Below are 13617 nucleotides of genomic sequence, written 5' to 3'. Positions count from 1 at the left end.
AAAGTTGCGCTGCACTTGCAAAAGGATTATCCCATTGAAAAGCCCTATAAAGGATTCGTGACATGGCCCATGATGGACAAGATATGACCCTCGCGACCACAGACGACGCGGTTCTACCAGACCTCTTAACCTTGACCGCCGCGACCATAGCGCCGCTGGACGATTTGCTAGGCAAGGCCAAAGAAGTGGTACGCACCGAGCTTACTGAAAACGGGCGCATTTCCGGCTCATTACTTGAGAAAAACCAAACCGCCGCCCACGGCTTGGCGTGGCTCGCAACCTACGTGCAATCCCTCACGCAGATGCAAAAATGGGCTGAGAAACTTACCGCTGACGGTCGCTTTACCGAAGTGGAGCAGCTCATCCACCAGATCGCTTTTGGCGAATACCTTTGGCAGTTATATGGCGGCATCCCAATGTCGCAGGGCGAAATTCTGCGACTGCAAGATATCGGGCTTACCCAAGACGACCAACGCGCGATGATGGCACCAGAGATCATGACGCTGACCCAAGGCGGCAACACTCAAGCCGCCCGAACGCGCCTTGTTGAGTTGATGCAAGAACGTTCAGCGGAAATCATCGTCGGCGCATCCGGCCTTGATGATGAATTGGAGATGATCCGCGAACAGTTCCGTCGTTTTGCGGTTGAGAAGGTAGAACCGCACGCCCACGATTGGCACCTCAACGACGAGTTGATCCCGATGGAAATCATCGAAGAGCTCGCGGAGATGGGTGTCTTCGGCCTGACGATCCCTGAAGAATACGGCGGGTTCGGCCTGTCCAAAGCGTCTATGGTTGTTGTCTCGGAAGAGCTGTCGCGTGGCTACATCGGTGTTGGCTCCCTCGGCACACGCTCCGAAATCGCGGCCGAATTAATCCTGTGCGGCGGCACTGAGGAGCAAAAGGAAAAGTGGCTCCCCAAACTGGCCTCTGCCGAGACATTGCCCACGGCGGTGTTTACAGAACCCAACACAGGCTCCGATCTAGGCTCCTTGCGCACCCGAGCAGTAAAGGACGGTGACGACTACAAGGTGACGGGCAACAAAACATGGATCACCCACGCTGCGCGCACCCACTTCATGACTTTGCTGGCGCGCACGGACTCTGAGACGACCAACTACAAAGGTCTGTCGATGTTCATCGCCGAAAAGACCCCCGGAACCGACGAGCACCCCTTCCCGACTGACGGCATGACTGGCGGCGAGATCGAAGTGTTAGGGTATCGCGGCATGAAGGAATACGAATTGGCCTTCGATAACTTCCACGTCAAAGGTGAAAACCTGCTTGGCGGCGCGGAAGGCCAAGGCTTCAAGCAACTGATGCAGACCTTCGAATCCGCCCGTATCCAAACCGCTGCCCGTGCAATCGGCGTGGCGCAATCGGCCATCGATGTGGCGATGCAATACGCGCAAGAGCGCAAGCAGTTTGGCAAATCTCTTATCGATTTCCCTCGGGTATCCGGCAAAATCGCGATGATGGCAGTGGAGACGATGATCGCACGCCAACTGACCTATTTCTCTGCCGAAGAGAAGGACAACGATCGCCGTTGCGATCTAGAGGCAGGTATGGCGAAGCTGCTTGCTGCACGCGTCGCTTGGGCGAGTGCAGATAACGCGTTGCAAATCCATGGTGGGAACGGTTTCGCGCTAGAGTATAAAGTCAGCCGCATTCTGTGCGATGCCCGTATCCTCAACATTTTTGAGGGTGCCGCCGAAATTCAAGCGCAAGTGATCGCACGTCGGCTTCTCGACTAAAAATAGGGATTAAACATGAGGTGCAGCCCCTGTAAGCTGCGCCTCATGAAATACATAGCCCTCATAGCACTGACACTTCTGGCGTACTGCAAAGACGAGACCATTTCGGGCTACGCCGAGGAAGACGTTGTCTGGCAATTGAAGACGGTGAATGACCTCCCGTTCCCAGCAAACGCCACCATCACGTTTCCTGAAGCTGGAAAAATCGCGGGGCAGGCACCATGCAACCGCTACTTTGGCGAGCAGACGGCCCCCTACCCTTGGTTCCAAGCAACCGCCATCGGGAGCACCAAAAAGGCCTGCCCCGAGTTGGACGCCGAGACTGCCTATTTTGATGCGCTCAGGGCCATGACCCTATCCGAGGCGGTGGGCGAGACACTTATCTTGTCAACTGACGACGGGCAGGAGATGGTCTTCAAGGCTGTGACGAAATAGCGCCAAGCGCCTCGACCAAGCGCGCCCTCGCGGGCGGCAGGGGTTTGTTGCCCAATTGCGGGGCCATCCAAGTGGTCAGGAAATGCCCCGTCGTGGCCAATGCATCTGGCACCCCGTCCAATGATCCGTCCCCGACCCCGCGCAAGCAGTTCGGCAAACTTAGCAAACGAGACGCCCATTCCCCCGCCCCTTGGCGCGAGACGGCCCGCCCCGTGCGTGGCGACACATAGATCAGCTCTTGCATGCCGCCGGTTACCGCGCAGCTCGACAGGTCCAGCCCGAAACCCAACTCTTCCAGCAAGGCCAGCTCCCACTGAACATATGCCAACGGCCAAGCCTCGCTTTCGCCAAGTAGGTCGAAGACCAGCAGCGTGCGCTCGTATAGGTCAGGGTGTGGGTCGCGTTCTGCCAAGGCGAACTGAAGCAAGCCGCATAGCGCGTTCAAACCCGCCAAGGACTTGCGATCCCCCATCACTGAGGCCGCGCGTGACTTGATCGGCTCAACCGTAAACGCGCCAAGGTGCCCTTCCAGCCTAGCGCGCCACGACACATCCAACTGCGCGCCGGGTTGCAAAACGGGGGCCAGCTTTCGCCCAGCCCCACCGCGCACAACACCCGCATGGCGGCCATATTCAGGGGTGAACACATCAATGATGGCCGCGTGCTCGCCGTGGCGGCGCGCCGATAGCAAAACCCCTTGGCTACGCCAATCCATCATTCATGCTCCGTTAGGCAAGACCGTCTTCATCTAGCAGATGTCGGCCCAATTTGTCTTCGACTTCAATGACCCAAAGGTCTGGATCGAAACTGCGCTGCTTGGCGATGGCGTCGTCCACGTCCCGCTCGGCGCCGTCACTCAGGACCACCCAAGCGCGTGTGCCGGTCATCAGGTCAAAGGATCGCTGATACGCCACCGCCTGCCCGTCCAACGTGTTCAGCTTCACCATTACAACGCCAGCGGTCAGGTCGCCTTTGGACGTGACAAACACCGGAATGTTCGCCAGCCGTAGCCGGTTTAGGTAGGCCGAGACCCAAAAATCTGTGGTCAGGCGATCAGACATTACCGTCTTTAAAGTCCAAGCCCATCTCGGAGTAGCGTTCGCTTTCCTCCAGCCAGCCCGGGCGGACTTTTACTTGCAAGAACAGGTGAACCTTACGGCCAAGGAATTCCACAAGCTCTTCGCGCGCAGCCTTGCCTACCGCCTTAATAGTCTCCCCCTTGTTGCCCAAAACGATGCCCTTATGGCCGTCGCGGACAACGTAGATCAGCTGCTCAATGCGGGCGGAGCCGTCGTCTTTTTCTTCCCAGCTCTCCGTCTCAACTGTCATTTGGTAAGGCAGTTCTTGGTGCAGGCGCAGGGTCAGTTTCTCGCGGGTAATCTCCGCCGCGATGTTGCGCATGGGCGCGTCGGCCAGTTGATCCTCGGGGTAGAGCCAAGGGCCTTCGGGCACTTCGCCCGCCAGCCAGCCGCGCAGGGCGTCGACGCCGTGGCCTCGCTCGGCGGAGATCATGAACGTCTCCTGAAACGCGAAACGTTCGTTCAGTTCTTTGGTTAGCCCAAGCAACACGTCGGATTTCACGCGGTCAATCTTGTTGATCGCCAAGACCACAGGCGCGCCGCTCGTGCGCTCGGCCAAGCCGTCAAGGATGGCGCTGACCCCTTCGGTAATCCCGCGGTGCGCTTCAATCAGCAACACCACGATGTCTGCGTCCGATGCGCCGGACCAAGCGGCTGCCACCATCGCACGGTCCAACCGGCGGCGCGGACGGAACAGACCCGGCGTATCAACGAACACCAATTGCGCCTGACCTTCCATCGCGACACCGCGAATACGTGCGCGGGTTGTTTGCACCTTATGGGTCACAATCGACACTTTCGCGCCGACCATCCGGTTCAGCAGTGTAGATTTGCCAGCGTTCGGTTCCCCGATCAGCGCGATGAACCCCGCGCGGGTTGCTTCAGTCATGTGTCTAGCCTTTCCAAAAGCGCCTTGGCCGCGGCCTGTTCCGCCTGCCTCTTGGCCCCTGCTTTCGCTTGTGCGCTCTCGCCCGAGGCAAGTGTCACTGCGATGGTAAATACCGGCGCGTGGTCGGGGCCTTCGCGCTTGATAATTTCATATTTCGGGGCCTGCTCGCCACGCGCTTGCACAAACTCTTGCAAGGCCGTCTTAGGGTCGCGGGCATCGTCATCGACTTCATGGACCCGCTTACCCCACAGGCGCAAGATCAAGTCGCGGGCGTCATTGAAGCCCCCGTCGCGGTAGACCGCGGCGATCAAGGCTTCCATCCCGTCACCTAGCAAGGCTTCTTTACGGCGCCCGCCCGAAACCATTTCTGATTTCCCTAGTTTCAGCACGGCCCCCAGTTCGATGTCTCGCGCTACGGCCGCACAGGTCTCTTTGCGCACCAGTGCATTGTAGCGTGGAGCCAAAATGCCTTCTGTCGCCGCAGTATCCGCATCCAGCAAGGCTTCCGCCATGACCAGCCCCAACACACGGTCTCCAAGGAACTCTAGCCGCTGGTTGTCGGGCCGCGTTGCTGACGATATTGAGCCATGGGTCAGCGCGCGCACGAGCAGCTCCGGCTCCTGAAACCGGTATCCGATCCGGTCGCAAAAAGCCGATAGTTCACCCGACAGTTTCATAGCTGGCCTACTCAATCGCTTTAAAGAAGCGGTCGCCGCGCCAAGTCCAGAAATACAACATACGTGACCCAGCGGACGAGAAGATCACGCGGTCCGCACGGCCCAGAAGGTTCGCGAATGGCACCATGCCAACGCCGCCACCGGCCTGAGCAAAGCGGCTATCGATAGAGTTGTCGCGGTTATCGCCCATAAAGAAGAAGTGGCCTTCCGGCACGTCAAACACAGGGGTGTTATCCGCCCCCAAACCGTCGCGAATATTCAAGATCGAGTGGCTAACACCACCCTCAAGTGTCTCAATGAAGCGTTCTTTCACGCACTCGCCGCCAAGGCCAACCGCGCCATTGCCACACGCGGGGAAGCCGCCAACGGAACCTTGCGCCTCATAGGTCTCGACAAACGGCTCGACGGGCTCTTGCTTTTGCGCTTGGCCATTGAGGAACAAGACGCCCTCCTTCACCTGCACCTTGTCACCCGGCAGACCGACTAGGCGCTTGATGTAGTCTTGGCCGCTCACTGGGTGGCGGAAAACAACCACGTCGCCACGCTCTGGATCCGATCCAAAAATGCGGCCTGAGATTGGGCACGCGCCGAATGGGCAGCTATATTGCGAGTAGCCGTAGGCCATCTTGTTCACGAACAAGAAATCACCAACCAGTAACGTGTCTTTCATCGACCCTGACGGAATCCAGAACGGCTGAAAGAACAAGGTGCGGAACACGGCGGCAATCGCCAAGGCGTAAACCACCGTCTTCACGGTTTCCATTATGCCTTCGGGTTCTTTTTCGCTGCTGAGTGCCATCAATTTTCTCTTATTTTAAAGGTTGGTTGCTACATGCGGCGGGCTAGGTTCGGAGTCAAGCCGGAGCCTGTACAATTGGTCGTGCTTCTATGACCACAAATGCCTGCGCCCAAGGATGATCGTCAGTTAGGGTGACATGGATTATCGCTTCATACCCAGCGGGCGTCATCTCACGCAATCGCTCCGCGGCCCAGCCCGTGACCTCCATCACGGGCTGCCCCGTACGCAGGTTGCTCACGGCCATATCTTTCCACGAAATCCCCATGCGCAGCCCTGTGCCCAACGCCTTCGAGCACGCTTCCTTCGCCGCCCAACGTTTCGCATATGTACCGGCGACATCCTTGCGACGCTCTGCCTTGAGTTGCTCCACATCCGTAAACACGCGGTTGCGGAACCGGTCGCCAAAGCGTTTCAGTGTGCCTTCGATCCGTTCAATATTGGCCAGATCGGTGCCCACCCCAAGTATCATGTCAGCCTCGCGGTTAGGATTTTGAAGCCCGCGTATCCGAACATGAGACCAAAGCTAATCTCAAACCACCGGCGCATCTTTTGGTAGCCACGGATGAACGCGGCGGTCGAGAACATCAGCGCGTAGCCGAAGAACACAAGGTTTGATACGATGAAGAGTGCGCCGAATGCTTCCCAAACCGCGCGTGGGTCGGACCCGGGTGGCACCGCGATTGCAAAAATCGCCCCCCAGCCAAAGATCGCTTTGGGGTTGGTCAAGTGAAGCAGTAGCCCTTTGAGGTAGACCGCACGCAGTCCGCCCCGTTTCGCTTGCACCTTGGTTAACGGCTTGTCCGATAAACCAGAGCGCAACGCTTTGAAGCCCAGAAACATCAGATAGGCCGCGCCAACATAACGCAAAACTTCAACCAACCACGCGTTGGCAATCATCAACGCGCTCATACCCAATGCGGCCGCAACGCCCCAAGAGGCCGAGCCGCAAACGATACCAGCGGCCACGGCCAGCCCAGCCCGCCGCCCTCGCTCCATCGACGTGCCCGCAATTGCCAAGGTCGCAGGTCCCGGGGATGCCCCGCCAATGGCCCATGCGAAAAGTAACAGCCCGAACTCTACGCCCGTCATGCACGCGCCTCATCCATCAACCGGCGCATTTCTTTGATCGCGGGGCCAAGCCCAATGAAAATAGCCTCACCAATCAAGAAGTGTCCGATGTTCAACTCGACGATTTCAGGAAGGGCCGCGACAGGTTTCACGCTGTCAAAGGTAAACCCGTGCCCCGCGTGAACCTCCAAGCCCAATGAATGCGCCAGCGTCGCCATGTTGCGGAGTTTATCAAATTCGATATCGCTGTCAGCAAAGCGGCCTTCCGCAAAGGCGTCGCAATAGCTGCCAGCGTGAAGCTCAATGATATCCGCCCCGATACGTGCGGAGGCGCGAACTTGACGCTCGTCAGCGCCAATGAACAACGACACACGTGTGCCAGCAGATTTGAACGGGGCGATATATGCTGCCAAACGATTGTCATCACCCGCGACGTCCAACCCGCCTTCGGTCGTGCGTTCCTCACGCCGCTCCGGCACAAGACAAACCGCATGCGGGTTGGTGGCCAGCGCAAGTTTCTGCATCTCATCCGTCGCGGCCATCTCAAAGTTCAACGGTACCGAGATCGCATCTTTGATCGCGGCCATGTCCTCGTCGCGAATATGGCGTCGGTCTTCACGCAAATGCGCCGTGATGCCATCCGCCCCAGCCTCTTGCGCCAAAAGCGCGGCCCGCACGGGATCAGGGTTGTCGCCCCCACGGGCGTTACGGACAGTTGCAACGTGGTCAATGTTGACGCCAAGGCGCAGCTTGCTGGTCATCAAATGAATCCCTTTGGATAGATCTATATTCGGATCATAGGAGAACGCGCGGTAAGCTCAACAACGCTTATTGCGACGACTTGTCCTCGGCCTTTTTTGCCGCTTTGCGTTTGCGGATTTCCTCAAACTTCGCCTTGATCCGGCCTTTTCGGCGGTTTTGATAGGCTGCGATGAAGGGAAGGCTCACGTAATAAATAATCGTCGCCACAACGATACCTGGGATGAGGCTACCGATCATATAGGGGAAGAAGACTTCATCATAAAAGCCCTCTAGGCGGCTCCAATGGGCCACATCATCGGTGAACATCGCGACGAAATTGTCTTTCAGGTCGCGCCAAGCCCCCGCGAAACGGCGGCCTATATTCATGTTCTCTTCGAACTCTGTGCCCAGCAGAAAGTGGCCCGTTTTCAAAGAGACTACCCCGATAGGGAGGTAAGTCAGCGGGTTCCCAAAAAACGTCGCCATCAACGCAGCCAAGATGTTGCCGCGCATAACCTTCGCGATAAAAATCGCGATAAAGAAGTGAAAGCCATAGAAAGGTGTGAATGTCGTGAACACGCCCGCGAAGATGCCGCGTGAAATCCTATCGGGGTTGTCGGGAAGCCGGCGTACACGATGTTTTACGTAGTCAAACGCCCTGCCCCACCCGCCTTGCGGCCAGAGCAAATGCAGTGCCCAAAGGGCCCAGCTTTTTGGCGTTCTACGTTTGAACACGTTGGTATTTCACCTCTTCATCCCGCTCGACGGGGGTACTCGCTATGGTTTTCGGCTTAGATCCCTATGCCGCTCTAGCATTGCCACATCACTGTCTGCCTCGATGGCGGTCATAACGCCGTGCAAATGCTCGGCGTCACGCACGTCTACATCAACCAACAGTTGAAAATAGTCAGGCTTGCGATCAACGAAATGCATGTCGGAGATATTCGCCTTCTGCTCCCCGATCAATGTGCAAATACGCCCTAGGACGCCAAAACTGTTTCCGATTGTCAGCGACAAAGTTACGGCATTACTCGCGGAGTGACGCCCGCTATGCCAGTGGATGTCTAACCAACGCTCAGGTTGTTCCTCAAACTCGACCAAGGCATCGCAAGCGATCGCATGCACAAAAACCCCTTGGCCCTTGTGCTTGATGCCAACAATGCGCTCACCAGGGACTGCCTGACAACAGGATGCCCGCTTAACTTGCAAGCCTTCCGGCAGGCCGACAACAGGACGCTTGGCATCGACCACATCCATATCGGCCTTCTCGACCAATTCAGGATACAGGGCAGTCACGACCTCATGTGCGGACAATTCAGTGGAGCCAACGTACTCCAGAAGTTGCAACGCATCGGTTAAGCTCAGCTCTTTGGCTGCAGTCTCTAGCGCCTTATCGGTGGCCTTCTTGTCGATATGCTCAAACGCCACCCGCGTAAGCTCCCGCCCCAACTTGATGTAGCGGTCGCGATGCTCTTCACGCAGTGACTTGCGGATCGCAGACTTAGCGCGCCCAGTGACCGCAATGTCGATCCAAGTTGGCTGCGGTTTTTGCCCCTCTGCCGTGATGATCTCCACCGATTGGCCATTCCGCAAACGAGTCCACAACGGCACCCGTAAGCCGTCAACCTTAGCCCCAACGCAGCTATGCCCGATCCGCGTGTGGATCGAATAGGCGTAATCCAAAGGCGTGGCACCACGTGGCAGCTTGATAACTTCGCCCTTCGGTGTGAAGCAGAAGACCTGATCCGAATACATCTCTAGCTTCACGTGCTCGAGGAAATCGCCGTGATCGTCGGCCTGATCGAACCGCTCGGTCATCGTTGAGACCCAAGTGGACGGGTCAACAGCAAAGGGATTTTGTACCCGTTCGCCATCGCGGTACGCCCAGTGCGCCGCAACACCGGCTTCGGCCACGTCATGCATCTGGCGGGTACGGATTTGGATTTCGACCCGCTTGCCATCGCGCCCCGACACAGTCGTGTGGATGGAGCGGTAGCCGTTACTTTTCGGCTGGCTAATGTAGTCCTTAAAACGGCCGGGGACAGAGCTCCAACGGCGGTGAAGTACACCCAACGCGCGGTAGCAGTCGTCTTCGGAATTGGTGATCACCCGAAACCCGTAAATATCCGACAACCGCGAGAAGCTTTGCTTCTTCTCTTCCATCTTGCGCCAGATAGAATACGGCTTCTTCGCGCGCCCATAAATCTCTGCCCCAATATCTTCGCGTGAAAGCTCCGTGCGGATGTCGTCGTTAATCTTTGGAACGACGTTGCCGGTTTCTTTTTGCAGCGTGATAAAGCGGCGAATGATCGACGCACGCGCTTCAGGGTTCAGCACGCGGAAGGCCAGATCTTCCAGCTCTTCTCGCATCCAATGCATCCCCATGCGGCCAGCCAGCGGCGCGTAGATGTCCATGGTTTCGCGGGATTTCTGAATCTGTTTCTCAGTGCGCATGTGCTTAATGGTGCGCATGTTGTGCAACCGGTCGGCGAGCTTCACCAAGATCACCCGCAGGTCTTTGGACATCGCCATGAACAGCTTGCGGAAGTTCTCGGCCTGCTTGGTCTCGGTGGAGCTCAGCTCAAGGTTGGTAAGCTTGGTGACGCCGTTTACGAGCTCGGCAATCTCGCTGTCGAAACGGGTTTCGACTTCCGAAAAGGTGGAACCTGTATCCTCGATTGTGTCGTGCAAAAGCGCCGTCACAATCGTGGCGTCGTCCAACCTCTGCTCAGTTAGCAGGGCGGCAACTTCAACGGGGTGGGTAAAGTAGGGCTCACCGGAATGCCGCGTCTGCCCCTCGTGCATTTTTGCACCGTAGGCGTAGGCATCCTTAATCAAGGCTTCGTTTGTCTTAGGATTGTAGGCGCGGACCAATGCGATCAGGTCGCTGTCAGAAATCATCCGTGTGGTCCGTCGCCATTCTTGAGGGCCTTATTTAGGCCCTTGTGCTTCCATCAACGCCCGAAGCAGCTTTTCTTCAGACATGTCATCTTCAGCAGGCTTGTCCTGCTCAACGCCCATGAGAAGTGCCATTGCATCTTCTTCTGGCTCGTCAACTTCGATCTGTGTCTGGTTGCTTTCGATCATGCGCTCGCGCAGCTCGTCAGCGGTTTGGGTCTCGTCAGCGATCTCGCGCAGCGATACGACAGGGTTTTTGTCGTTGTCGCGATCCACTGTAAGTGCGCCACCGGACGCAATCTCACGGGCACGATGGGACGCCAACATAACCAGCTCAAAGCGGTTAGGAACTTTGTCTACGCAATCTTCAACCGTCACGCGGGCCATTGGGGACTCCAGTCATTCACAGGGGATGTCAGACCGCACAATTAGGACCCTTAAAGCGCGAATACAACCTCAAAACCCAACGAAGTGATCACTCCAAAGGGGAAATTGCGTCTTTTTGAGCGTCCGGCAAGGCAGACAGCAGCTCTTGAAGCGATTCACCTGAAATTGGATGCACCCAGTCCGGGGCAACATCAGCCAAAGGAATCAGTACGAAAGCGCGGTCTTGTATCCTTGGATGAGGCAAGATCAATTGCTCTGGTGCTTCAACCATCTGTTGTCCCAACGGCAGGTTGATCCAGTTCCTAGCCGTTGCAACATCTGGGGCAATCTGACCATCAAAGTCTAATAGGTCCAGATCAACTGTTCGTGCAGTCCAGCGGCCATTCCTCTCACGTCCAAAATCAGCTTCGATACCGTGCAAATGCGCCAATAATTCATCCGCTGACAGCGTCGTTTCGATGGTGATTGCGGCATTTACGTAGTCCGGCCCGCTGCCCTCTGGAAAGGCAGGGCTTTGAAAAAAGCGGCTTCCCGACAATACGCTAACAGATTCGCAAGAAATGACCGCCATAACTCTGCGCAGCGTTTCAGAAGGCGTTCCAAAGCTTGACGTGGCGTTAGAACCCAGCGCAACATAGGCTATTATCAGCTCTTTGTGACCCCCCGTGGGTTGCGGCATAGGTATTTATCCTTATGTTCGTTGAGGCGCGTTCGCCTACGCCTCTCACTCGGGGTTATTAATTGGGTTGAGCGTTTATCGGAAGGACAATTAATGTTTTATAAAGACGAACGATTGGCATTGTTTATAGACGGGTCGAATCTATACGCTGCCGCCAAGTCTTTAGGGTTTGATATTGACTACAAACTCCTAAGACACGAATTCATGCGGCGGGGCAAAATGCTTCGCGCATTCTACTACACAGCTTTGCTGGAAAACGACGACTATTCCCCAATACGGCCACTTGTCGACTGGCTGCATTACAATGGCTTCACCATGGTCACCAAACCGGCCAAGGAATACACAGACCGTGAAGGTCGCCGTAAAGTCAAAGGCAACATGGACATTGAGCTTACCGTCAATGCGATGGAGCTGGCGCCGCACGTAGATCACATCGTGATCTTCTCGGGTGACGGCGACTTCCGCCCATTGGTCGAAGCGGTACAGCGCAATGGGGTGCGCGTCTCCGTGGTCTCGACCATTCGCTCCAACCCACCAATGATCTCCGATGAGTTGCGCCGTCAGGCCGACAATTTCATCGAGCTCGACGAACTACGCGATGTCATCGGCCGCCCACCTCGTGAGGGCGACATGAGTTTCAGCAGAGAACGAGACCGCGAAACAACAGAATAACACATCAAACGCCGGGGCAATGCTCCGGCGTTTTTCGTATCAGCCTTCGACATCCATATCATAGGTCACCCAAGACGTTCGCTTTGCCAATTGGTCATACACCCCACGCGCGCGATAGTTGTCGTCAGCGGTAATCCAACGCACAATACCCCAACTTCGATTGCGGGCCTCGACCTTTATGGCAGCAATCAATGCATCACCGACCTTCAAGCCACGTGCATTGGGGCTGACGAACAAGTCGTCCAAGAAGCCGCCTAACCCCGCTGCCAAAGGCCGCGCGAATTGACGGTAATGCGCCAAACCCACCAGCTCACCGTCAACGACAGCGACGAATGCGTTCACCTCATGGGCGCTATCCATCAGCCACTCCCAAACAGCACCGCGCATTTGCGCCGTTTGCTCCACCTGATAAAATTCGGCATAGCTGGCATAAAGAGCATCCCACGATGTCCGGTCTGTATTTTCAATTGCCCTGATAAGAACCGTCATAATTCGCCTCGCATTCCTTGAAGCCGCAGAATGCACACTGGACCCCAGCTCGACCAGACCTTAAATCTGATAGCAAGCAGGAGTGCCAAGACATGACCAAATCCCCGTTGACCCTTTACCTTGCCGCGCCGCGCGGTTTTTGCGCAGGCGTTGATCGTGCCATCAAGATCGTTGAGATGGCTTTGGAAAAATGGGGCGCACCTGTTTATGTGCGGCATGAAATTGTTCACAACAAATACGTGGTCGATGCCCTGCGCGACCAAGGCGCCGTCTTTGTCGAAGAGCTGGAAGAATGCCCAGACGACCGCCCCGTCATTTTCTCGGCTCATGGGGTGCCAAAATCCGTCCCCGCCGCCGCACAACATCGCGAGATGGTCTATGTGGACGCGACCTGCCCGCTTGTCTCCAAGGTACATATTGAGGCCGAACGCCACCATGCAAACGGCTTGCAAATGGTCATGATCGGGCACGAAGGCCACCCCGAAACAGTGGGCACCATGGGGCAGCTTCCAGAAGGCGAGGTCATCTTGGTTGAAACAGCCGAAGACGTCGCGACGATCACCCCGCGCGATCCAAGCAAGCTTGCCTTCATCACCCAAACGACCCTTTCTGTGGACGACACAGCAAGCGTCGTGGCGGCGTTGAACGAGCGTTTCCCAACTATCATTGGCCCACATAAAGAAGACATCTGCTACGCGACGACCAACCGTCAGGAAGCGGTGAAAGCCATGGCCGCAAGAACCAAAGCCATGTTGGTCATCGGTGCCCCGAACTCCTCCAACTCAAAACGTTTGGTCGAGGTCGGCGCGAAGGCCGGATGCTCCTACGCGCAGTTGGTCCAACGAGCAGCTGACATCGACTGGCGCGCTTTGGAGGGGATCGAAAGCATAGGCATCACCGCAGGGGCCTCTGCGCCAGAGGTGCTGATCAATGAGGTTATTGACGCCTTCAAATCGCGTTACGACGTTACCGAAGAAATCGTTGAAACAGCCGTGGAAAACGTGGAGTTCAAAGTCCCCCGCGTCTTACGCGAAACCGCCTAACCAACGC

Annotated in this window: 17 protein-coding genes; 4 read left to right on the top strand and 13 right to left on the bottom strand. The window is 56.6% G+C overall.

Going from position 1 to position 13617, the window contains the following annotated elements; genetic code table 11:
• Positions 1-62 precede the first annotated feature (62 nt).
• Complete coding sequence (locus ABJN86_RS15850) at positions 63-1754, top strand: acyl-CoA dehydrogenase family protein (protein WP_348363977.1); 1692 nt, start codon at positions 63-65, stop codon at positions 1752-1754.
• A 45-nt stretch (positions 1755-1799) separates the two neighbouring features.
• Positions 1800-2189, top strand: a complete 390-nt coding sequence (locus ABJN86_RS15845) for an META domain-containing protein (RefSeq protein ID WP_348363976.1) — start codon at positions 1800-1802, stop codon at positions 2187-2189.
• On the opposite strand, the gene recO is transcribed toward ABJN86_RS15845, so the two are convergent.
• From recO to folK, 12 genes are all read right to left on the bottom strand, one after another.
• Positions 2170-2904, bottom strand: coding sequence for a DNA repair protein RecO (gene recO / locus ABJN86_RS15840; protein ID WP_348364018.1), 735 nt, complete (start codon positions 2902-2904; stop codon positions 2170-2172). The genes ABJN86_RS15845 and recO overlap by 20 nt on opposite strands.
• A 13-nt stretch (positions 2905-2917) precedes the next feature.
• A complete protein-coding gene (locus tag ABJN86_RS15835; RefSeq protein ID WP_348363974.1) occupies positions 2918-3250 on the bottom strand; it encodes a DUF1491 family protein in 333 nt (110 codons plus the stop codon).
• Positions 3243-4157: a GTPase Era gene (gene era / locus ABJN86_RS15830; protein WP_348363972.1), complete on the bottom strand. Its 915-nt coding sequence runs from the start codon at positions 4155-4157 to the stop codon at positions 3243-3245. Before era ends, ABJN86_RS15835 begins: the two co-directional genes overlap by 8 nt.
• Positions 4154-4834, bottom strand: a complete 681-nt coding sequence (gene rnc / locus ABJN86_RS15825) for a ribonuclease III (RefSeq protein ID WP_348363970.1) — start codon at positions 4832-4834, stop codon at positions 4154-4156. The genes era and rnc overlap by 4 nt, the downstream gene beginning before the upstream one ends.
• A gap of 7 nt (positions 4835-4841) precedes the next feature.
• The gene (lepB, locus tag ABJN86_RS15820; RefSeq protein WP_348363969.1) at positions 4842-5633 is read right to left on the bottom strand and encodes a signal peptidase I; all 792 of its coding nucleotides are present in this window, start codon (positions 5631-5633) and stop codon (positions 4842-4844) included.
• A gap of 55 nt (positions 5634-5688) precedes the next feature.
• Positions 5689-6102, bottom strand: coding sequence for a holo-ACP synthase (gene acpS, locus ABJN86_RS15815; protein ID WP_348363968.1), 414 nt, complete (start codon positions 6100-6102; stop codon positions 5689-5691).
• The gene (locus ABJN86_RS15810; RefSeq protein WP_348363966.1) at positions 6099-6722 is read right to left on the bottom strand and encodes a LysE family translocator; all 624 of its coding nucleotides are present in this window, start codon (positions 6720-6722) and stop codon (positions 6099-6101) included. Before ABJN86_RS15810 ends, acpS begins: the two co-directional genes overlap by 4 nt.
• Complete coding sequence (locus ABJN86_RS15805; RefSeq protein WP_348363964.1) at positions 6719-7462, bottom strand: pyridoxine 5'-phosphate synthase; 744 nt, start codon at positions 7460-7462, stop codon at positions 6719-6721. The genes ABJN86_RS15810 and ABJN86_RS15805 overlap by 4 nt, the downstream gene beginning before the upstream one ends.
• A 67-nt stretch (positions 7463-7529) precedes the next feature.
• Positions 7530-8177, bottom strand: coding sequence for a DUF2062 domain-containing protein (locus ABJN86_RS15800; protein WP_348363963.1), 648 nt, complete (start codon positions 8175-8177; stop codon positions 7530-7532).
• Between the two features lie 42 nt (positions 8178-8219).
• Positions 8220-10343 (bottom strand): bifunctional (p)ppGpp synthetase/guanosine-3',5'-bis(diphosphate) 3'-pyrophosphohydrolase, encoded by a 2124-nt coding sequence (locus tag ABJN86_RS15795; protein ID WP_348363961.1) that lies wholly within the window; start codon positions 10341-10343, stop codon positions 8220-8222.
• 30 nt (positions 10344-10373) lie between these two features.
• Complete coding sequence (gene rpoZ / locus ABJN86_RS15790; RefSeq protein ID WP_348363959.1) at positions 10374-10727, bottom strand: DNA-directed RNA polymerase subunit omega; 354 nt, start codon at positions 10725-10727, stop codon at positions 10374-10376.
• A gap of 88 nt (positions 10728-10815) precedes the next feature.
• The gene (gene folK, locus ABJN86_RS15785) at positions 10816-11406 is read right to left on the bottom strand and encodes a 2-amino-4-hydroxy-6-hydroxymethyldihydropteridine diphosphokinase (protein WP_348363958.1); all 591 of its coding nucleotides are present in this window, start codon (positions 11404-11406) and stop codon (positions 10816-10818) included.
• A gap of 93 nt (positions 11407-11499) precedes the next feature.
• Here folK and ABJN86_RS15780 point away from each other — a divergent pair, with 93 nt between their 5' ends.
• Positions 11500-12078 (top strand): NYN domain-containing protein, encoded by a 579-nt coding sequence (locus ABJN86_RS15780; RefSeq protein WP_348363956.1) that lies wholly within the window; start codon positions 11500-11502, stop codon positions 12076-12078.
• Between the two features lie 39 nt (positions 12079-12117).
• Here ABJN86_RS15780 and ABJN86_RS15775 read toward each other — a convergent pair whose 3' ends face one another.
• Positions 12118-12567 (bottom strand): GNAT family N-acetyltransferase, encoded by a 450-nt coding sequence (locus ABJN86_RS15775; RefSeq protein WP_348363955.1) that lies wholly within the window; start codon positions 12565-12567, stop codon positions 12118-12120.
• Positions 12568-12659: 92 nt separating this feature from the next.
• On the opposite strand from ABJN86_RS15775, the gene ispH reads away from it, so the two are divergent.
• Positions 12660-13610 carry a 4-hydroxy-3-methylbut-2-enyl diphosphate reductase gene (gene ispH / locus ABJN86_RS15770; protein WP_348363953.1) on the top strand — a complete coding sequence of 317 codons (951 nt, stop codon included), beginning with the start codon at positions 12660-12662 and terminating at the stop codon, positions 13608-13610.
• The last annotated feature ends 7 nt before the right edge of the window (positions 13611-13617 follow it).

Origin of the sequence: Litoreibacter sp., from assembly GCF_039974535.1 — a bacterium.
Classification (GTDB): Bacteria; Pseudomonadota; Alphaproteobacteria; order Rhodobacterales; family Rhodobacteraceae; genus Litoreibacter.
This window is presented reverse-complemented; position numbering and strand designations above follow the sequence as displayed.

Coding starts and splice junctions, on each gene's coding strand:
- ABJN86_RS15850 (WP_348363977.1), top strand. CDS start 63: ATGGCCCATGATGGACAAGATATGACCCTCGCGACCACAGACGACGCG.
- ABJN86_RS15845 (WP_348363976.1), top strand. CDS start 1,800: ATGAAATACATAGCCCTCATAGCACTGACACTTCTGGCGTACTGCAAA.
- recO (WP_348364018.1), bottom strand. CDS start 2,904: ATGGATTGGCGTAGCCAAGGGGTTTTGCTATCGGCGCGCCGCCACGGC.
- ABJN86_RS15835 (WP_348363974.1), bottom strand. CDS start 3,250: ATGTCTGATCGCCTGACCACAGATTTTTGGGTCTCGGCCTACCTAAAC.
- era (WP_348363972.1), bottom strand. CDS start 4,157: ATGACTGAAGCAACCCGCGCGGGGTTCATCGCGCTGATCGGGGAACCG.
- rnc (WP_348363970.1), bottom strand. CDS start 4,834: ATGAAACTGTCGGGTGAACTATCGGCTTTTTGCGACCGGATCGGATAC.
- lepB (WP_348363969.1), bottom strand. CDS start 5,633: ATGGCACTCAGCAGCGAAAAAGAACCCGAAGGCATAATGGAAACCGTG.
- acpS (WP_348363968.1), bottom strand. CDS start 6,102: ATGATACTTGGGGTGGGCACCGATCTGGCCAATATTGAACGGATCGAA.
- ABJN86_RS15810 (WP_348363966.1), bottom strand. CDS start 6,722: ATGACGGGCGTAGAGTTCGGGCTGTTACTTTTCGCATGGGCCATTGGC.
- ABJN86_RS15805 (WP_348363964.1), bottom strand. CDS start 7,462: ATGACCAGCAAGCTGCGCCTTGGCGTCAACATTGACCACGTTGCAACT.
- ABJN86_RS15795 (WP_348363961.1), bottom strand. CDS start 10,343: ATGATTTCTGACAGCGACCTGATCGCATTGGTCCGCGCCTACAATCCT.
- rpoZ (WP_348363959.1), bottom strand. CDS start 10,727: ATGGCCCGCGTGACGGTTGAAGATTGCGTAGACAAAGTTCCTAACCGC.
- folK (WP_348363958.1), bottom strand. CDS start 11,406: ATGCCGCAACCCACGGGGGGTCACAAAGAGCTGATAATAGCCTATGTT.
- ABJN86_RS15780 (WP_348363956.1), top strand. CDS start 11,500: ATGTTTTATAAAGACGAACGATTGGCATTGTTTATAGACGGGTCGAAT.
- ABJN86_RS15775 (WP_348363955.1), bottom strand. CDS start 12,567: ATGACGGTTCTTATCAGGGCAATTGAAAATACAGACCGGACATCGTGG.
- ispH (WP_348363953.1), top strand. CDS start 12,660: ATGACCAAATCCCCGTTGACCCTTTACCTTGCCGCGCCGCGCGGTTTT.